The organism is Cutibacterium avidum ATCC 25577, from assembly GCF_000227295.1.
GTDB classification, from domain to species: domain Bacteria; phylum Actinomycetota; class Actinomycetes; order Propionibacteriales; family Propionibacteriaceae; genus Cutibacterium; species Cutibacterium avidum.
In genome coordinates this window covers 1189416-1208148 of sequence record NZ_JH165054.1, presented here as the reverse complement: position 1 = coordinate 1208148, position 18733 = coordinate 1189416, and the positions used below count along the sequence as shown (strand labels likewise).

Sequence of the window (18733 nt, the reverse complement as noted above, 5' to 3'; positions counted from 1 at the left end):
TGGAGCACCCCATTGGCAGGCGATGCCACGAGGAGTAGAGATGCCCGTCCCCTCCAACGACACCCTGATTCGGGGCTTGTGTCCCCAGCCCCGCCACGTGCAGTTCACCGAGGGACGATTCCCCCTGCCAACCGTCCTCTCCTGGGCTGGCCCCGACGAGGTCACCGATGCTGTCACCACCCTCGCCGAGCGACTGGCCCCGGCGCTGGACGTCGTGCGCGTCACGTCACACACCGACACCGCTTCTCTCATCGTCACAGTGAATCCCGCCTTGGAGGCAGAGGGATACCGCATCGAGATCGACACCCAGATCCGCATCACCGCCGGCGACCCAAATGGCGCACGATGGGCGGTGCAGACCTTGCTGCAGCTACTCCCCCCGTGGGTCCACGGGCCCGGCCCGCTGGCCCGAGAGCACCTGCGCCTTCCGAAGGGTGTCATCGCTGACGCGCCACATTACAGTTGGCGAGGTGCGCATCTGGATGTCTCGAGGCACTTCATGCCTGCCTCGTTCATCACGCGCTTCCTGGACGCGCTGGCCATGCACAAGCTCAACCGGCTGCACCTCCACCTCACCGACGACCAGGGATGGCGCCTGCCGGTACCGGGGTGGCCACGTCTGACCACGGTAGGGGCCTGGCGTCCGGGAACGGTACGAGGGCACCAACCACCACCCGACGACAACGATTGTGACGACGTCGCCGAGCATGATCACGTACCTCACGGAGGCGCCTACACCGTCGAGCAGCTGAGCGCCATCACCAAACGGGCCGGACTGCTGGGTATCACGGTCGTGCCAGAAATTGACCTGCCGGGCCACACCGAATCGGTAGTGGCCGCCTACCCCGCGCTGGGCTGCGGAATACCACTGGATCACCCACGTACTGCTTTCGGGGTGTCGGAGCATCACATCAACCTGACCGACGATTCCTTGGGTTTCTGCCGCGATGCCTTAGACGCCGTGATGGAGATCTTCCCGGACTCACCAATCCACATCGGTGGTGACGAATGTCCCGGAAAGGAATGGTTCAACCACCAGCAAACCCGAGCCCGGCTTGCCGAACTGGGGATCACGACACCACACCAGGCCCAGGCTTGGTTCGAGCGGCAGATCTGTGATCACGTGGTCGCCGCAGGCCGTCAGATCATTGCCTGGGACGAGGTGTTAGAGGCCGGCGCCCCCGAGGAAGTTACGGTGATGGTGTGGCGAGACGCCGACGACATCTCCCGCGCCGTCGCCGCAGGCCACGACGTCATCGGCGCACCCGCCCGGCACACGTACCTGGATCACGGCATTGAAGCGGGTCCGGAGGCACCGGTGACGATAGCTGCCCCGATGACCATGGACGACGTCGCCGGGCTGCATGATGTACTTGCCGCAGTGGACTCACCACACCTGCTGGGTGGGCAATTCCAACTGTGGACTGAATACCTGCGCACCCCTGCCCAGGTCGAAGACGCCGCCTTCCCGCGCGGCACATCGATCGCTGAACAGTTGTGGACCGGCGATCCGGCTCGGCCGCAATCAGAGTTGGAGGCCCAGTCCCGCCGGCTCACCGCAATGGGGATCAATTGGCACCGGTGATGGCGTCGATACCGGCCACCTTCATCATGAGCAGGCAAGCCATCGAGTTCGACCAACTGAACCACCCGCGCGTGTACCGGGTGGGGTCATGTGGATCGAAACTCTCGTGTGTCCAGCCAGTGCCACCATCGGTGGCGAGGATCGTCCTGAGGCAATCACGCGCCTCGACGTCGTCCCCCGTGAGCCCCTGCACCGCCAAACCGATATGCCAGATGTAGCCCTCGGGGCTGTGCGGGCTGCCAATGCCCCGTGCTGCCGGGCCGCTGAACAGGTAGGGGTTGGCCTCGCTGAGCACCCAGTTCCGGGTGGTCTGGTAGAGCGGATCGTCACGGGCAAGGTCGCTGGTTAGGGGCAGCGACAGCAGCGACGGCATGTTCGCGTCGTCCATCTCCACTACTGATCCGAGCCCGTCAACCTCGTACGCAAGGTGATCTGTCACGACGCCGAATTGCCTCACCCCGGCGTCGATGTCAGCGGCCAACCTCGCGGCGCGTTCAGCAAGGCTCTCGTCGCCCCAGACACGGCAGAATTCGCCAATCTGCCGCAACGCACGTATTGCCATGAACTGTGCCGGGATGTTGTATCCGTAGCGGCAGGCGTCGTCGGAAGGCCGGAACCCGCTCCACGTCATCCCGGTGGGCGCTACCGGCCCTCCCGAGCCGTCAGCGCCAAGGGTGTCGACGGGTTCGCTGGGGCGCACATGACGATAGGTGGAGCGGGTGGCATGGTCCTGCTCCAGGCTCCAGACGTCGACGATGCGTTGACACCCCTCGTGCACCGCACGGTTGAGGTGGTCTGGACGTCCCGTGGCCTGCCACAACCGCCATGCGAGATCGACGGGGAAGGCCAGCGAATCAACCTCGTACTTGCGCTCCCACAACTCATCGAGCAGATCAACATCGTCGGGGTCGAAATGTGCTCCGGTCGGACCAGAGTTAAAGGCGTTGGCGTAGGGGTCGACTCCGATGCAGTGCCATTGCCGAGCGACGACGTCCCCGATCTGACGGGACACCGCAGGCAGGTCGCACAGTGCCAGGAAGGGCCACAGCTGAGCGGAGGAGTCGCGCAACCACATGGCCGGAATGTCGCCAGTGACGACGAAGACCCCGTGGTCGTCGCGGGTCATGGTGCGAGTCCACGTGTCCGTCATCCAGGCCACGAATCGGCCTGCAGCCTGTCGGCCCGATGCCTCATCAATGTGTTCACTGACACTCGAACCGATCTGAGCACCGACCTCGTCCAGGCGCCGCTGCAGGGCGGGCGTCAACTCGCACGCCGTCATCGGTAGGGCTCCCATGAGGTCACGCGCTCATCATCCAGCCCCGGGACCCACATGTCCCCCTGGCCCTTGAGTCGATCGCCGAGCGCGAGAACCCACGCCCCGGCGGCCCGTCCAGCACGCAACCCGAAGACAGAGTCTTCGATGACGACACATCTGGCCGGGTCGACTCCCATCCGCCTCGCTGCTGCGAGGTAGGGGTCGGGGGCTGGTTTGCCGGCAGCGACGTCGTCGAACCCAAGGACGGTGTCGAAGAGGTCCAGCCAGCCTTGCGAGGCCAGTCCGTCACGCACGAGGCGGGTGGGGGAGTTAGAGGCCACCGCGATGGGCACGTTCCCGGCCAGCTTCCTCACCAGACGGTCCGCCCCGGGCATCGGCTCCGTGTTGTCAGCCAGGCAGGCGTCCAGAAGGTCGACGAGACGCTCACTGGTGGCCTGCGGATCTGCCTGTGGGTGGTCCCGCAGATACAGCTCGACGACATCGTCAACGGTGCCCCCGTCAACGTCGGCGCTGACAGCGTCAGCCAGACAGCCGCCCCACAACCGTTCGGAGGCTGCACGCCATGCAGACAGGGTGTCGAGCAGGGTGCCGTCCATGTCGAAGAGAACGCCGTCAACCCTCTCAGGCAAGTGCGTCGTCACCATTCAAAATCCATCTCTCTACTCGGGCCGACTGGCTTCACATCGCGCAAGACGCCGACATCGCTGGCGTCCATGTGACCAGGGTGCACTCCGACTGCCCTGAGCAACAGCGGCGTCAGTTCGTGGCTGCGAATGGGATCGGTACGAAGCAATGGATCGGGCAACGCCCCACCGATGTGGTGAGCTGCCAGGAAGCTACGACGCACCTCGACCTCATCCTCGCCGTGGCCTCCCTCGGGTTTGTGCCCGTGGTCGGTGGTGACGGCGACGAGCCATTGCTCGCCGAGCTGCTCGTGACGCTCTGCGACGGCCTTGACGAGGTGACGGGTGAGCTCATCGGCGTGACGCACGGCTTGGCGATACTGCTCGGAGTCCGCTCCGTAACTGTGCCCAGCGTTGTCGACCCCTTCGAAGTAGACGACGGCAGCGTCCGGGCCCTCGTGCAACAGGTGCCAGGCGGCCCACGACGACACCTGCTCGTCGGCCCTGTCAATACCCTCCGCCAAGTCGGGACTGAACAGCTGGTGCTGGCCGGTGCGTTGCTGGTCCACCCGCTGATGAATGATCGGTCCGGGCCCGTAAGGGCTGACGAAGGCGTCCCAGGTGGCTGCTGCGATGGTGCGCGCCAATGGGTTGGCGAAGAAGATTTGGGACAGGATGTCGGGGTGACGGGCCATGTCATGGCCGACGAACTCGTTCCACCACACGTTGCACTGTTCATGGGTGGCGCCGGTGAGGATCGTCGTCCAGCCGGGAGCGGAATCGGTCGGCGGAGTCATCCACATGGGGATGATCGTGCCCTGGGAACGGTCGTCACCTCGCACCAGGCGAGCGAGGGTGGGGGCCAGCCCGACGGGGGCCTGGTCAACGGGCAGGGTGTGGTCCAGGGCTGGGGCGGGGTGTGCGGGAACCGGCTCCCCCTCACCCACCCCGCGCACGAATCGCGGGTCAGCGGGATGATCGGGGTGGATGAATCCAGGATTGTGCTGCAGTGCCTCGGGTAGTGCCATGTCAAGGCGCATCCCATCGATACACACCAGAAGCAGTTTCATCGTTGACTCACTCTCAACGTCAAGATCTGGAAAGGACGCAGGGCGAGGTCCACCTCGCTCACGGCGACCGTCGGAAGCTGTTGGGTCGGATCACCGATTCGTTCCTCGAGCAGGTCCACCTCGCTGAGGTAGCCGCCCCGGTCTAGCAGCAGGCGCACTCGGCTGCGGGCGCCATCTGCCTCGTGCATACGGATGACAAGATCACCAGAGCCATCGAAGGCCTGCTTGACGGAGTCGATGACGGCGAAGCCTCGTACCGGTTCGATCCGGGCCAGACTGTCCAGGTGCAGCGCACCATCTCGCATCTGGAGCGGCTGGTTGAGCCGTGCCGCCTCGACGTGGGCAGACGCAACCCCGGCATCAGCGAGCAAGCTGTAGACAAGGTGGTGATGACCTCGGTCGGGGTGCGGGTCTGGGCTCTGCGGAGCACGCAGCAGGGTAAGCCGGGCCATCACCCCCTGGGTGGATGTGTGCTCGTCCCCTCCCGCTGGACTCACATCATGACCGTAGGTGGACTGGTTGGCCAATGCGACGGCGTAGCCGGGTTCGCCCAGCAACATCCACTGCTGCCCACAGCTTTCAAAGTGGGCGTCATCCCATGACGTGTTGGCACCGATTGGTCGCTTGATGTGACCGAACTGGATCTCGTCGACACTGGTGTCAGCGGCCACATCGAGGGGGAAGTCGACCTTGAGGACTCGGGCCTGCTCGGTCCAGTCAACGTCAAGGCTAAACTCGACCGCTCGGCTGTCGGCGTCAAGGGTGATGGCCTGAATGAAGCCGGACTCCCCGCGTTCAACTCGCACCGTGCTCCGTAGCGGGCCCTCGAGGACGTCCACCCCGGTGAGGTCATCCACCACAACAGCACTGTGACGGTACTGGTGCTGCAATTCCCATGCGTCGAAACAGTCGGGATAGTCGGGGTGTAGGACGAGTCGGTTGGCGCGCTGCCCAGGAAGCAGGAGCTCGCGGTCGGCCACCAGGTCAACAACCGAGCTCACCAGTCCGTCGTGCGTGTCGATGCACACCTCGACCAGTCCGTTGGACATTCGGATCGAGTCGAGCTCCCGCTCCACCCGTACCGGGTGCTCAGGGTCAACCACCGCATCGGCGAGCGGCTGCGCCGCCATGGCTGGCACCTGTACGAGTGTGGGCCGACCGTCAACGGTGACTACCTCGCGACGGTCACTGTGGGATGGATTGATTAGACTCGCCCCGGTGATCTCGCCTTCAGACGCCTGTGACAGTGCCTGCCAGGCCTCATCCATGAGCTGACCCAACTCAGCACGAATAGCGGTGAACTCGGCGATGGCCTCCCGATTCACCCACGCGATCGACGAGCCGGGCAGGATGTCGTGAAACTGCAGCAACAGCGTACGTCGCCACAGCTGTTCCAACTGCTCATGGGGGTAGGGATGGCCGAGGCGAGCTGCCGCGGCGGCTAACCACTCGGCGGCGGTGAGAGCCTCCTCGGCGCGCCGGTTGCCGTCTTTGAGGGCATGGACAGAGGTGTAGACGCCCCGGTGGAACTCCAAGTACATCTCGCCGCGCCACACCGGCGCCTGGGGGTAGTCGTCGCGAGCCTGGGCGAAGTAGTCGTCAGGTGAGCCCAACCGAACCTGAGGCGCGTCCTCCACATCGGCGAATCGGTGGACGCGTTCCACCTGCTCAGCTGTGGGCCCTCCACCGCCATCGCCATACCCGAATGGCAGGATCGAGCGTCGCGCCACACCTTTCTCTTTGAAGTTCGCCTCAGCCTTCTTGACCTCGTCGGCACTGACGATGGAGTCGTAACAATCCACCGGCGGGAAGTGCGTCCAGATACGAGTCCCATCGATGCCCTCCCACCAGAACGTGTGGTGGGGCAAGGTGTTGGCCGTGTTCCAGCTGAGTTTTTGGGTGAAGAACCAGTTCATGCCAGCCAGTCGGGCGATCTGGGGCAACGCACCGGTGTAGCCGAAGGAATCCGGTAGCCACAGGCAGTCCGGGCGTACCCCAAGCTGTTCACGCATCCAACGCAGACCACTGGTGAATTGACGCACCAACGATTCCCCCGAGGGCAGGTTGGTGTCGGATTCCACCCACATGCCACCCACCGGGTGCCACTGGCCACGTTCAATGGCGTCCCTGACGCGCTCGAAGAGTTCTGGCGAGGAGTCCTGGAGCCAGGCGTAGTGCTGGGCGCTGGTGCAAGCGAAGTGGAAGTCGGGATATTCCTCGGCCAGTGACACGACGTTGGAGAAGGTACGCACTACCTTGCGGCGGGTCTCACGCAACGGCCATAGCCATGCCGAGTCGATGTGCGCGTGTCCGATCGCCGTCATCTGTTGAGCCGATGAGTTCGCCCCCGAGCCAAGGTGCCCGGCAAGGATTTCTCGGGCCTGTCCGGCACCGGCGAGGATGCCATGGAGATCGACCTCGTCGGCAGCCTGCTCCAAACCGTGAAGCAATCGGGCGCGGTGGGTGGAGTCGGACGGCAGCTGGCGCATGAGCCCGTCGAGGACATCAATGTCGAGCCACAGGTCCCACACCTCCTTGCGACGCACCGAGAGTTCCGCTCCCCTGAACTGCCACAGCGGTTCATCGCCTGCAGTGCGACGATCCCCCAGCTCAGTGGGTCCGCCCAGATGCAAGGTCATGTCGGGGTTACCAGCGGCTTCCACCCACAGCTCGATGCCCCCGTCGGTCCCGATGAGCGGCTCACCCTCGTCAGCGAATCGTTGGGTCAGCGTCCCGTGGTTGAGTGCGACCCTATGGTTGCGTGGGTTGAGGGCTTTGAGGGGGCGTCCCGAAGAGGTGTACACCATGGCTTCGGACTGGTTTCCGGCCCAGTCGCCGACGAATCCGAGGTCCATCGAGAGGTCGATCTCGTCGCCGGCGTGGCCTTCGGGCAGAGTGCCGGTGACGTGGAGCCACCAGGTACTCCATGGAGCACCCCACCAGGTTCCGGGCGGGAATGGACGGTAATCGGCGACGACGGCTTCCTCGAAGCTCACCGGTTCTCCGGGAGCTTGCCAGGCCGTCACGTCCAGTGGACAGATCTTCTTGGTGATTTCTCGCTCGAGACGCTCTTTGAGGTGACCAATGCGGTCTTGGGTGAGCTCGGTGTGATCATGCATGGTCATCCACAAGGTAGTCCAGGCCGTCGAAGGCATCGGCGAAGTCATTGAGAAGTTGCTCGGCAACGTACACGGAGTCAACTAATGGGTGGTGGCTCAGGGCTAGCAACGCGGCGGTGCGGCTGTGGTTGACAGCGGCATCGATAGTGCGTTGCTCGACGTATTTGGCGTTGACGACAAGCCCGCGAGCGTGGTCGGGTAGCTCCGGTGCAGGAAGTCGGTGAATCCCGGAACCGTCCACTCGACACGGGATTTCCACGACGGCATCATCAGGTAGGTCGGGGAGAGCCCCGCGATTGGCAACATTGAGGATGAGTTCAGCGGGCACGTCGTTGGCGATGGCGTGCATGATCGCGAGGGCGACCTTGTCGTATCCGCCAGTTTCCAGATCGGCCTCGTCGCGCTCGAACTCCCCCGAGACCTCGCGATTGGTGGCCATGTACGTTTCTTCGCGCTCCAGGCGAGTGGCCTCCCACAGCCCGGCAACGTCGTCAGTGTCCTGGGCCTTGGTGTAGAAGCGACGCTGCTGGGCCTCAAGGAAAGCCCCACGCGGAGCCTCGGCATCCTGGTCGACGGCGAGGTCGTCGCGAGAATAGTAGTAATAGTGCAGGTACTCGTTGGGTACGGCGCCCAAGGCTTGCACCAGATCAGGACCGAAGAGTCGACCTTCCTCAAAACTCCCGATGAGGTCGGGGCGCTCCATCAGACGCGGCAAGACGTCGGTGCCGTCGACCTCCAAACTGGTCAGCCAGCCCAGGTGATTGAGCCCGCTGTAGCCGATGTGGACCCGTCCGTCAGCGTCGAACAGGGAACCCAGATCGGCCGGTGCCAGCCCGGCATCCTGCAGGGTAGACAGAACGCGACGAGCCAAGCCGACCGGGGAGTCACAGATACCGACCACTTGGTCTCCGAGGCGGTGCTGCATGACCTCGGTCATCACCCCGGCAGGATTAGTGAAGTTGATGACCTTGGCATGGGGGGCGTATCGCGTTATCTGCTCGACGAGGTCGAGCACCACCGGGATACCCCGCAAGGCATATGAGATACCGCCAGCCCCGACAGTCTCCTGGCCGATGACACCGCGCGCCAGACACATCGACTCGTCCAAGGCGCGTCCACGCGTTCCGGCGACGCGAATGGCCGAAAAGATGAAGTCGGTTCCCGCTAAGGCAGTGGGCAGGTCAGTGGTCGCCACGACGGACGGCGCGTTAGGCAGGCCGGGAGCCAGCTGGGACAACACTGTTTCGATGACACCTAGTCGGAGGGAGTCGGTGTCGTAAAGCCGCAGCTCGGTGACTCGTTGGGGTGAGACGTCGCGAGCGAGGGCCTTGAATACCAGTGGAACGCGGAATCCCCCGCCACCGAGAATGGTGAGTTTCATACCGTGACGACCTCCATGTCTGTTGATTCGCAGTGTGCGTCGAAGTCCGGCGGCAGTGGCCCAGTCGTAATGACCCCACTGACGTCCTCGACGGTGAACGGGGAGTGCGCCCCGACACCGGGGAATTTCTCGGAGTCGACGAGCAGGTAGCTTCGACTCGCTGCAGCGACAATCGCCTGCTTGATCTCAGCCTGGGAGCGACTCGTGTCACGCACCCGCCCGTTGGCACTCACCCCGGAGCAGCCCAGGAAAGCCAGGTCGGCTTGATGGTGAGTCAGCGCATCGGCGACGAACTGACCGTCAAAGCACTGGTATCGCTCCGACCACACTCCCCCAAGGACGACCACGGTGACGTCCGGGGCGCTCCGGAGAGCCTCGAAGACGGGCAGGGACGCAGTAAGGACGGTGACGGAGCGCTCGGCAAGCAGGCCGGACAGATGGTGGACGGTGGTGCCGATGTCCATGATGATGGTGTCGCCGTCGTGGACAAGCTCGGCGGCCCTGCGGGCGATCGCAGCCTTGGCGCGAGTGTGGTGGTTCATCACGTCACCGAAGTGATCGTCCACGCTCGTGACGAGCTGGATGCCTCCCCAAGAACGCTCGATGATGCCTTTCTCCTCCAGAGCGATGCAGTCACGCCGAGCCGTGGCCACGCTCACGTCGAGATTCTGAGCGATGTCGACGGTTCGCATGGCAGTTCGGCCCCGGAGTAGTTCGACGATCGCGTCATGACGAGCGGCCTTGAGCATATGCCCATGATAGCGATCCAGAGTCACCGATCAGAATATTTCGTCATTTCGATCACTTTGCATCATCCCCTCACTCACCGGACGCTACAGTGATCTCACGAGCTGTCTCCCGGTCAGCTCAGGCATACTCGAATCAAGCATTGACAAGGTTGTTTTCTGGATATCACCTACAGTTAACCTCAGGTACACACAGTCGTGACACCCTGAACCACTGGCGGGTAGAAGAGCCCAAACTCCCCTTGCATGACGTTCACATCATCGAGAGTCAGTTCGGAACCCACCTCCATAATGAACATTATTGAGCGATTTTGTCAGTGACGATTTCCGTTCAACCCCAGGAGGGATCTCATGAATTTGTCGCGTCGTCGTCTGCTCACCGGCAGCTTTGCCGGACTGAGCATGTTGGGAATGTCGGCATTAACCGGATGCTCGACCTCCGCCGATCCCACGTCCGGCAAGGGTGCCGGTGACGCCAAGAAGCTCGTCCTATGGATCTGGCCGGAAGGATTCGACAAGCAGACGCTGGCTGCCGTCTCCAAGGCGCACTCGTCCTACAGCGTGCGTCAGGACATCATCGGCGGCGATTTCAAGCAAAAGCTCACCACGACGTTCACTGCTGGCTCCGGCCTGCCTGACATCACCGGCGTCAAGGGTGAGGACATCGCCTTCTTCCGCGACCACGCCAAGTACTTCGTCGACCTCAACACTCTGGGTGCCAAGGACCTCAAGCCCACCTTCCTGGATTGGAAGTGGGACCAGGCCTCCACCACCGACGGCAAGCAGCTCGGCATTCCTTCCGACATTGGCCCGACGGCCCTGTTCTATCGGGCCGACATCTTCGAGCAGGCCAAACTGCCCGCCGACCCCGACAAGCTCGCCGCCCAGATCACCAGCTGGGACGCCTACATCGAGCTCGGCACCAAGCTCCGGGCGGCCAAGGACAAGACCTACCTCGTGCGTAACTCGGCAGGCTTGTTCGACACGATCTGGCCGCAATCGGGCAAGGGATTCATTGACGAGAAGAAGACCTTCATCGGCGATCAGGACCACGTCCGCAAGGCCTGGGACACCACCGTCAAGGCGTTCAAGGCCGGCATCATCGCCGGAATCCAGTCCGACACGTCCGATTCCACCGCCGCCGTCAACGAGGGACGCCTACCCGCCGACTTCGGTGCCTCCTGGCACCTGGCCGACCTCATGGTTGACGCTCCCGAGACAAAGGGCAAGTGGCGAGTCTGTGCTCACCCCGGACCAGCCATCAACCAGGGCGGCTCGTTCCTGTCCATCCCTGCTGGGGCATCCGATCCCAAGGCCTCGTTCGAAGCGATCCGCGAACTGCTCAGCGTGGAATCCCAGGTGCGCGAGTACGTCCACAACGGCAACTTCCCCGTCTCTCCGAAAGCCTACGATGATCCGAAGGTGTCCGGGCCAGTGGAGTTTCTCGGTGGGCAGCATGCCGCGAAGGTCTTCGGAAAGGCTGCTGAGTCGGTACGTCCGATCTACGAAGACTCGCACTCCGATGCCGTGTCCGCTCCGTTCCGGGCCCAGTTGGAGCAGGTCGAGTCCTCGCACAAGAACCCGGAGACCGCCTGGAACGACGCCGTCTCCGAGGCCAAACGGATCGCCAAACAGCTCCATCTCACCGTCAAGTGAGGCAGCTTTCCGAATGAGTTCTGTGACGAGATGAATTCTGCGAACACCACGATTGAAGCCGTGCCCACAGACGAGCTGCGCCGCTCGTCCGTGGGCCGGCGGATGCGCAAAGCCCTACCGATCTACGCCGCGCTGAGTCCGTATTTCTTCTTCTTCCTCATCTTCGCGGCTGTACCGATGATCTTCACCCTGCTGCTCGCGTTCACCGACTGGTCAGGGTTGGGCAGCGCGAACTTCGTCGGTCTGGAGAATTTCAAGTATCTGGTCAGCGACCACCTGTTCTACAAGTCACTGGGCAACACGCTCATTCTGTGGGCGATGGGCACGATCCCGACGCTCATCATCGCCACGATCGTCGCCCTCATGCTGAACAAGACAATGCGCTTCTCCACGACGTACCGGGTCATCTACCTCGTGCCGAACATTACGTCGATGGTGGCCATGGGCATTCTGTTCAGCTCGATCTTCGCCAGCCAGTTCGGGCTCGCAAACGCTATCCGCAACATGCTCGGCCAGTCGAACATCGCCTGGTTGCAAAGCGAATGGGGCATCAAGATCGCGATCTCGTCGCTGACGATCTGGTCATTCGTCGGGTATAACGCTCTGCTCATCCTCGCCGGACTGCAAGCTATCGACAAGAGTCAGTACGAGGCAGCCGCCATCGACGGGGCGAACGGGTGGCGCACATTCTTCCACGTCACTTTGCCGCAGCTTCGAGCCATCGTCCTGTTCATCACCCTCATGTCGACGATCGGTTCGTTGCAGAGCTTCACCGAAGCCCAGGTGATCACCAGCTCCGGATCCACCGGGGCAGCCTCTGCGGGTGGGGTGAACAACTCTGGTCTCACGATGGTGCTCTATTTCTACTCGGTGGCTTTCCAGGAGAACCGGTACGGCTACGGCGCGACAATCGCCTGGGGAGTGTTTGTCGTCGTGCTGTTCTTCTCGATCATCAACTGGCTCGTCACCCGCGAGCATGATCGCGAGGTGGCGCGATGAGACGGCATGTGGGTACGGCCCTGAGGCACATCTTCCTCGCCTTGGGCGGGCTGGTTTCGCTGTTCCCGTTCTATTGGATGTTCGTGCTGGCCAGCCAGCCTTCCTCGGTGATCTACAAGTACCCGCCAGTGCTCACCCCTGGCGACCGTCTGGGCGAAAACGTCCACACCATCACTGACAAGATCAACATCTGGGCGGCCATGACCAACACAGCCCTGGTGGCGATAACGGTTTCGGTACTCGTGCTGCTCATCTCCTCACTGGCAGCCTTCGCCTTCGCCAAGTTCAATTTTCCCGGTAGGAAAGTGCTCTTCGCTGTAGTCCTGGCGACCTTCCTGTTGCCCATCCAGCTAGCGACGATCCCGCAGTTCGTCCTCATGAGCAAGATCGGGTGGGTCGGCGATCTCAAGGCCGTCATCGTGCCCTCCCTGGCAAGTTCGTTCGGAGTGTTTTGGCTGCGCCAGTACGCCACCAACGCCATCCCGAAGGAACTCATGGAAGCAGCGACCCTCGATGGCTGCGGGTTCTGGCGCCAGTACGCGCACGTGTGCGTGCCCATCATCCGTCCTGCAATGGCGTTCCTGGGGATCTTCACCTTCATCGGCTCGTGGAATGACTTCATGTGGCCCCTCATCGTCCTCAACGATCCCAGCAAGCTGACTCTGCAGGTGGCACTGAGCCAGCTCAAGACAGCACACGGCACCGACTACGGCATGCTCATGGCCTCCTCGCTCATCGCCGTCGTCCCGCTGTTGCTCGTGTTTGCCGTCGGCGCCAAGCAACTCATCGCCGGTATTTCGGAGGGAGCAGTCAAGAGCTGAACCGCATCGAAACACGACCGACTGCGGCCGCAGCTCTGTTGATCGAACCGCGCGATGGCCATAGTGGGGCTCCTCCTTCTTCGCTCGACCGATGAGCGTCTGGAGCGATTCGCCGAGACCTGGTGTGGCGACGATGACAACCCAGCGAATCCGGAGATCGACAAATTCCTGCACGGCACGCAATCGGTAAACTCCGACTGACGAACAACTGGAGGTGCCATGCCTGATCCGATCCGCGTCATCCTTGTCGACGACCAGTCCCTCGTCCGCTCGGGATTCCGCATGCTCATCGAGGCCGAGGACGACATGGAGGTTGTCGCGGAGGCGTCCAGCGGCGTCGAAGCCCTCGACGTGCTGCGGCGAATGCCGGTCGACGTTGCCCTCATGGACATCCGGATGCCACAGATGGACGGTGTCGAGGCCACCCGGCGTATCACTGAATCGCCACTGGACACCAAGGTGCTGATTCTCACCACCTTCGACCTCGACGAGTACGTCTACGCCGCCCTCAAGGCTGGCGCATCCGGATTCCTCCTCAAGGATGCCCGCCCCACTGAGCTGTTGAGCGCGATCCGCAACGTCGCTGCTGGTGACGCGGTCGTCGCCCCATCTGCCACTCGACGCCTGCTCGACCACGTCGTGCCCACCCTGCCCAGTGATCCCAAGGCTGCCGACAAGAGGCTGGCGGTGCTGACGGACCGCGAGCGGGAGGTGTTGGTGGAGATCGCCAAGGGGGCGACGAACGCCGAGATCGCCCAAACTCTCTACATGGCAGAGGGGACCGTGAAAACTCACATTGGTCGGCTACTATCGAAATTGGAGTGCCGGGACCGGGTGGGCCTCGTGTTGTTTGCCCATGAAGTCGGTCTCATCTGACAACTTCAGACCGGACATATATTCGATATTGGATGCTCCCAGCGTCCACATTATTATTCACGTCACCTAAGGCGTGAGGGGCATCGTCCACCTGTCGATGCCCCCCTTCGGGAACCATGAAAGGCATCATGAGCGACCAGAACCGACCTTACGAATCTGACGAGCCCTGGCAGCCGAGCCACGCCGCCCCCGGCGAGCCGGGATCCCTCGAGTCCCCGCAACACGGTGTCCCCTCTGAGCAGGGCGCCCCATCGGCCTGGGCCAAGCCCTCGCCCCAGCGCGGCGGGGAGCAGGACCAGCAGCTGAGTCAGCCGCGGGTACGACCACAATCGCCTGATCCTCAACCGGCTCACGCCACCGGAACCTTCCCGACACGGGCTGAGTCCGCCCAGCCTTCCCGCGCCACCAGCTCAGCCCGTTCTGACGATCTGGCTCCTGGGATGTTGAACACCCCCGTCGAGACGGACGCTGCCGCTGGTATCGACCTGACCAAGGTCTATGGGGACGGGGAGACTCGGGTCACCGCCCTGGATTCCATCAACGTTCGCTTCACCCGCGGCACCTTCACCGCGATCATGGGCCCGTCCGGATCCGGCAAGTCAACCCTCATGCACTGCCTCGCCGGCCTGGACCGAATCACCTCCGGTCGAGTGTTCCTGGCTGGCCAGGAGATCTCGGGCCTTCCAGACCCCAAGTTGACGACCCTGCGCCGCGACAATGTCGGCTTCATCTTCCAGTCGTTCAACCTGCTGCCGATGCTCACCGCTGAGGAGAACATCCTGCTCCCCCTCGACCTGGCCGGGCGTAAGCCTGACAAGGCCCTGTGGGATCAGCTCATCACCGGTCTGGGCATCGCTGATCGCCTCAAGCACCGTCCCTCGGAGCTATCGGGTGGTCAGCAACAACGCGTCGCCTGCGCCCGCGCCATGATCACCAAGCCGCATGTCGTCTTCGCTGACGAGCCCACCGGAGCCCTAGACTCCAAGTCGGGAACGAACCTGCTGAGCTACCTGCGCCACTGTGTCGACGACCTGGGTCAGACGATCATTATGGTCACTCACGACGCCAAGGCTGCCTCCTATGCCGACCGCGTCCTCATGCTGCTGGACGGTCGCATCGTCGACGACATCGCCTCCCCCACCGCCGAGGCGGTCAACGAGGCGATGGCCGGGTTGGAGGGCTGATGTTCACCGAGGCTTTCCGGGAGTTGCGTCAGCGTCCAGGCAGGATGGCCGCAACCCTCATTGCCATCGCGGTCTCCGTCGGGTTCCTCGTCGGCATCTCGATGTTCGTACGGACCCAAGGAACGGCCTTGGGCAAGGAGCAGGCGGTCGCCACCTCGAAGGCTGACGTCGTCGTCTACAGCGCCGACACCGAGACCAATCCCAAGGACATCACTCAGGGGATTCGCGACACTCCCGGCGTCCGGACCGTCGACATCGTCCAGTCCACCACCATGGCCGCTTCTCATGGCCGGGACTCCACGATGATTGATGTCCACAAGACGCCGGCAGAACCGTTCCGTTGGTCCTCGGTGACCTCGGGCAACTGGCCATCAGGACCCGGTCAGATCGCGCTGTCCAAGGCGGCGGCCGAGAACCTGCACGTCAGTGTCGGGGACACCGTCGACATCACCGGTAAGAACATCAAGGTGGTGGGAATCACCGACGACGCGGACGCCCTGCAGACCGCTCCGGCCTACAGCAGCGAGGACGTCAGCCAATTCCCTGACACCTGGATCGTCAAGGCCAAGGACGGGACGACTCCCGAACAGCTCGTCACCAACCTTGAAAAGACGCTGCCCACCGTCAAGGGCACCCCCGAGTTCAACGTCACCAAGGGGCAAGGATCGACGATCGAGACCGCGGCTGACCATCAGAAGAAGACCGTCACTGACCTGGCTCAGGGATTCGATGTCACCAAGTACCTGCTGATGGTCTTCGGGGCCATCGCTCTGCTGGTGGGCGCGATCATCATCACGACGACCTTCCTCATCCTGTTGGCCCAACGACGCCGTCAGATCGGTCTCATGCGGGCTGTCGGAGCGTCGAGCAGCCAGGTGAGGAGACGAGTTCTCGGCGAGGCGATCCTGTTGGGTGTCATCGGCTCGGCCTTGGGTGTCGTGCTCGGAATCCTGCTGACGGTAGCTGGCACTGCCTACACGGGCGCCTTGGCCTTCGGGCTGGAATGGCCCTGGAAGGACATCGTCATTGAGTTCTTCATTGGCATCGTCATCACCGTCCTGGCCGCCTTCCTGCCGGCGCTTCGAGCCACTCGTGTGGCACCTCTGGAGGCGCTGCGCCCGGTTCCGACGGTGGAGCAGAGGCGCCGGGTCGGACTGGCACGGATCATCATCTGTTCCCTGCTTACAGTGATCGGAGTCATCACCTCCGTGGTGGCGATCACCGGGCACGGCAACGGAATCATCGGTTGGGCCGTCCTGTCGGCCGCCTGCCTGTCGCTGGCCTTCCTTATCGCCACACCGTTGTATGTGCCGTGGCTCATCAAGGGGTTCGGGCTCCTGTTGCGTCCACTGGGGTCAACAGCCCGGCTGTCGACCTCCAATGCCACGCGCAACCCGACGCGTACCTCCCTGACGGCGGTGGCCCTCATGCTGGCCATCGGGCTGTCGGTGACCCTGCAGGTCGGCATCTCCACGACGCGGACGACGGTCATGGACCAGATCGACGAGCACTATCCGATCGACATCACCTTCACGAACAGTCCCAGCCATGACCCCAACAGCGACGAGCCCAAGGTGGGAACCCTCGACCCGTCGGCTATCAAGTCAGTGCAGAACCTGCCGAACGTCAAGGACTCCGTCATCCTCAAGGGCGGGTTCGTCGAGACGGATGTCTCTCCTCAGACCCACATCGTTTCCGCCGACAAGGACAAGATTGCCAAGGTCGCGCCCTCGATTGCCAAGGAGATGAGACCTGGGGTCGCGCTGATGACATCGATGGGCAACTCACCGAAGACGATGGACTTCTCGTCCTCCAAGGGAAAGGTGTCTCTCGATGTCAAGGAGGTCAACGGACTCCCCTACAACGACATCCTGGTCACCGAAAGGGACATGAATAAGATCGTTCCCTCCGTGGGCGACCAGGCTGCCTGGGTCCACCTCGAGGACCGGAGCAATCTGGCCTCGGTGCTGACGGTGATGATCTCCCCGTCGACGAGCATCGATTCGCAGCACATGGATGTTGGCGGCGGTGCCCTCATCGGCGGCATCGTCGAGCTGATCCTCAAGGCCCTGCTCATCGTCATGACGGCTCTGCTGGGTGTTGCCGTGCTCATCGCCCTCATCGGTGTGGCCAATACCTTGAGCCTGTCGGTACTGGAACGACGGCGCGAGTCGGCGCTGCTGCGGGCCATGGGCATGCAGCGGCGCGGACTACGGCTGATGCTGCTCTACGAGTCGATCCAGGTCGGTATGGTCGGTGTCATCGTCGGAATGGTGGCAGGGTTCTACTTCGCCTGGCTGGGCATCCGGTCTATATTCCGGGTGGCCTCGGACACGATTCCGGTGCACTTCTCGATCGACTGGCCCTGGACCCTCGGTCTCATCGCAATCTGCTTGGCGGCGGCTTGCCTCGCCTCGGTCCTCCCGGGCCGACGCGCCGCCATGGCTGCCCCCACTGAGGCGTTGACAGACGAGTGAGAGTTTCCACCGCCCGATCTGCGTGACGACGACCGGCCGTGTCCTTCGGGGCACGGCCGGTCCTCTTGGTGGGGAGTCTTGTCGTGACGCCCACCGGACAACACTCACGTGAAGACGGACAACACTGAGCGTCACATGGGCAACACCCTGACCCCGGCAGGCAACACCGTGGGCAACGTCCCGTCGATGGACTTGGGTCATCGCCGATCCCGAGAGGTGCTGCCATGACAATGATGATCCACCGCCGTCTGGACTCCCACTGGGCCGAGATGTGCGCCCACCCCCGCGCCGAATGGCGTGCCAATCTCCTCTGCGCCGGGTGTGAGCCCGAGGACCTGCCCCGGACGCTACGTACCGACGACGCGGCTGCCATCCGAGCCCTCATCGCCGCTCGCAGTGGCGCTGGCCAGACATCGGAATTCGCCGGGATGGCGCTGATCCAGGCGATCCTGCCAGCCCTCGTCGTCATGGCAAGCAGGAATCGGCGGGCATGTCTGGACGATTACGTCGGTCAGGCGTGGCTGGTCATCGTCAATTTCCCACTGACGCGCAACTACAAGGTGTGCACGAATCTGGCCTTGGACTGTCTGCACGTCGTCTCAGCGAGGCTACGCGGGACGAGCAGGGAAACCCCGGTCGAGGTCGTGGACATGAGTGCGCCTGAGATGCCGGACGACCCCGGCCAGGTCGCCTCGGAACTGCTCACCGCCGCCGAGGAATTGGGAATCATCACCTCAGTCAGCGCGCCGGTCCTGCGCAGCGTGTGGGTGGACGCTTTGGATTCCGCGTCCGCAGCACGACGTCACGGGATGAGTCCAGAGGCAGTGCGTGCCCGGTGCTCGCGAGCGAGTCGAGCCATGAGGAAGCGCCGTGACGAGTTGCTCGCCGCGTCATGAATAGGATTCTTATGCCTGCGA

General features: G+C 63.1%; 15 protein-coding genes. 9 read left to right on the top strand and 6 right to left on the bottom strand.

Annotation, left to right across the window (positions count from 1 at the left end; all coding sequences use genetic code 11):
- The first annotated feature begins 40 nt into the window (after window positions 1-40).
- Window positions 41-1585: a beta-N-acetylhexosaminidase gene (locus tag HMPREF9153_RS05350; RefSeq protein WP_004810181.1), complete on the top strand. Its 1545-nt coding sequence runs from the start codon at window positions 41-43 to the stop codon at window positions 1583-1585.
- Here the strand turns inward: HMPREF9153_RS05350 and HMPREF9153_RS05345 are convergent.
- The 6 genes from HMPREF9153_RS05345 to HMPREF9153_RS05320 are packed head-to-tail and all read right to left on the bottom strand — an operon-like array spanning window position 1569 to window position 9806.
- The gene (locus HMPREF9153_RS05345) at window positions 1569-2867 is read right to left on the bottom strand and encodes a glycoside hydrolase family 125 protein (protein ID WP_016666655.1); all 1299 of its coding nucleotides are present in this window, start codon (window positions 2865-2867) and stop codon (window positions 1569-1571) included. The two genes, HMPREF9153_RS05350 and HMPREF9153_RS05345, sit on opposite strands and share 17 nt — an antisense overlap.
- On the bottom strand, window positions 2864-3508 hold the full coding sequence (locus HMPREF9153_RS05340; protein WP_004810178.1) for an HAD family hydrolase: 645 nt from the start codon (window positions 3506-3508) through the stop codon (window positions 2864-2866). Before HMPREF9153_RS05340 ends, HMPREF9153_RS05345 begins: the two co-directional genes overlap by 4 nt.
- The gene (locus tag HMPREF9153_RS05335; RefSeq protein WP_004810175.1) at window positions 3502-4557 is read right to left on the bottom strand and encodes an alkaline phosphatase family protein; all 1056 of its coding nucleotides are present in this window, start codon (window positions 4555-4557) and stop codon (window positions 3502-3504) included. Before HMPREF9153_RS05335 ends, HMPREF9153_RS05340 begins: the two co-directional genes overlap by 7 nt.
- The gene (locus HMPREF9153_RS05330) at window positions 4554-7676 is read right to left on the bottom strand and encodes an alpha-mannosidase (RefSeq protein WP_036980045.1); all 3123 of its coding nucleotides are present in this window, start codon (window positions 7674-7676) and stop codon (window positions 4554-4556) included. Before HMPREF9153_RS05330 ends, HMPREF9153_RS05335 begins: the two co-directional genes overlap by 4 nt.
- The gene (locus HMPREF9153_RS05325) at window positions 7669-9057 is read right to left on the bottom strand and encodes a 6-phospho-beta-glucosidase (RefSeq protein ID WP_004810173.1); all 1389 of its coding nucleotides are present in this window, start codon (window positions 9055-9057) and stop codon (window positions 7669-7671) included. The genes HMPREF9153_RS05330 and HMPREF9153_RS05325 overlap by 8 nt, the downstream gene beginning before the upstream one ends.
- A complete protein-coding gene (locus HMPREF9153_RS05320) occupies window positions 9054-9806 on the bottom strand; it encodes a DeoR/GlpR family DNA-binding transcription regulator (protein ID WP_004810172.1) in 753 nt (250 codons plus the stop codon). The genes HMPREF9153_RS05325 and HMPREF9153_RS05320 overlap by 4 nt, the downstream gene beginning before the upstream one ends.
- A 348-nt stretch (window positions 9807-10154) precedes the next feature.
- Between HMPREF9153_RS05320 and HMPREF9153_RS05315 the strand changes: the two genes are divergently transcribed.
- The 8 genes from HMPREF9153_RS05315 (at window position 10155) to HMPREF9153_RS05285 (ending at window position 18712) form a co-directional block, all read left to right on the top strand.
- Window positions 10155-11459: an ABC transporter substrate-binding protein gene (locus tag HMPREF9153_RS05315; RefSeq protein WP_004810170.1), complete on the top strand. Its 1305-nt coding sequence runs from the start codon at window positions 10155-10157 to the stop codon at window positions 11457-11459.
- Window positions 11460-11561: 102 nt separating this feature from the next.
- Window positions 11562-12458, top strand: coding sequence for a carbohydrate ABC transporter permease (locus HMPREF9153_RS05310; protein ID WP_036980043.1), 897 nt, complete (start codon window positions 11562-11564; stop codon window positions 12456-12458).
- Window positions 12455-13279: a carbohydrate ABC transporter permease gene (locus tag HMPREF9153_RS05305; RefSeq protein WP_004810166.1), complete on the top strand. Its 825-nt coding sequence runs from the start codon at window positions 12455-12457 to the stop codon at window positions 13277-13279. Before HMPREF9153_RS05310 ends, HMPREF9153_RS05305 begins: the two co-directional genes overlap by 4 nt.
- Window positions 13280-13333: 54 nt before the next feature.
- Complete coding sequence (locus tag HMPREF9153_RS12460) at window positions 13334-13480, top strand: hypothetical protein (protein ID WP_004810164.1); 147 nt, start codon at window positions 13334-13336, stop codon at window positions 13478-13480.
- An 18-nt stretch (window positions 13481-13498) separates the two neighbouring features.
- A complete protein-coding gene (locus tag HMPREF9153_RS05300; protein ID WP_004810162.1) occupies window positions 13499-14155 on the top strand; it encodes a response regulator in 657 nt (218 codons plus the stop codon).
- 128 nt (window positions 14156-14283) lie between these two features.
- On the top strand, window positions 14284-15339 hold the full coding sequence (locus tag HMPREF9153_RS05295; protein WP_370882827.1) for an ABC transporter ATP-binding protein: 1056 nt from the start codon (window positions 14284-14286) through the stop codon (window positions 15337-15339).
- Window positions 15339-17816 carry an ABC transporter permease gene (locus HMPREF9153_RS05290; RefSeq protein WP_004810158.1) on the top strand — a complete coding sequence of 826 codons (2478 nt, stop codon included), beginning with the start codon at window positions 15339-15341 and terminating at the stop codon, window positions 17814-17816. Before HMPREF9153_RS05295 ends, HMPREF9153_RS05290 begins: the two co-directional genes overlap by 1 nt.
- Before the next feature lie 224 nt (window positions 17817-18040).
- Window positions 18041-18712 (top strand): RNA polymerase sigma factor, encoded by a 672-nt coding sequence (locus HMPREF9153_RS05285; protein WP_004810154.1) that lies wholly within the window; start codon window positions 18041-18043, stop codon window positions 18710-18712.
- The last annotated feature ends 21 nt before the right edge of the window (window positions 18713-18733 follow it).

Coding starts and splice junctions, on each gene's coding strand:
- HMPREF9153_RS05305 (WP_004810166.1), top strand. CDS start 12,455: ATGAGACGGCATGTGGGTACGGCCCTGAGGCACATCTTCCTCGCCTTG.
- HMPREF9153_RS12460 (WP_004810164.1), top strand. CDS start 13,334: ATGGCCATAGTGGGGCTCCTCCTTCTTCGCTCGACCGATGAGCGTCTG.
- HMPREF9153_RS05285 (WP_004810154.1), top strand. CDS start 18,041: ATGACAATGATGATCCACCGCCGTCTGGACTCCCACTGGGCCGAGATG.
- HMPREF9153_RS05290 (WP_004810158.1), top strand. CDS start 15,339: ATGTTCACCGAGGCTTTCCGGGAGTTGCGTCAGCGTCCAGGCAGGATG.
- HMPREF9153_RS05300 (WP_004810162.1), top strand. CDS start 13,499: ATGCCTGATCCGATCCGCGTCATCCTTGTCGACGACCAGTCCCTCGTC.
- HMPREF9153_RS05325 (WP_004810173.1), bottom strand. CDS start 9,057: ATGAAACTCACCATTCTCGGTGGCGGGGGATTCCGCGTTCCACTGGTA.
- HMPREF9153_RS05315 (WP_004810170.1), top strand. CDS start 10,155: ATGAATTTGTCGCGTCGTCGTCTGCTCACCGGCAGCTTTGCCGGACTG.
- HMPREF9153_RS05310 (WP_036980043.1), top strand. CDS start 11,562: ATGCGCAAAGCCCTACCGATCTACGCCGCGCTGAGTCCGTATTTCTTC.
- HMPREF9153_RS05345 (WP_016666655.1), bottom strand. CDS start 2,867: ATGACGGCGTGCGAGTTGACGCCCGCCCTGCAGCGGCGCCTGGACGAG.
- HMPREF9153_RS05335 (WP_004810175.1), bottom strand. CDS start 4,557: ATGAAACTGCTTCTGGTGTGTATCGATGGGATGCGCCTTGACATGGCA.
- HMPREF9153_RS05330 (WP_036980045.1), bottom strand. CDS start 7,676: ATGCATGATCACACCGAGCTCACCCAAGACCGCATTGGTCACCTCAAA.
- HMPREF9153_RS05350 (WP_004810181.1), top strand. CDS start 41: ATGCCCGTCCCCTCCAACGACACCCTGATTCGGGGCTTGTGTCCCCAG.
- HMPREF9153_RS05320 (WP_004810172.1), bottom strand. CDS start 9,806: ATGCTCAAGGCCGCTCGTCATGACGCGATCGTCGAACTACTCCGGGGC.
- HMPREF9153_RS05295 (WP_370882827.1), top strand. CDS start 14,284: ATGAGCGACCAGAACCGACCTTACGAATCTGACGAGCCCTGGCAGCCG.
- HMPREF9153_RS05340 (WP_004810178.1), bottom strand. CDS start 3,508: ATGGTGACGACGCACTTGCCTGAGAGGGTTGACGGCGTTCTCTTCGAC.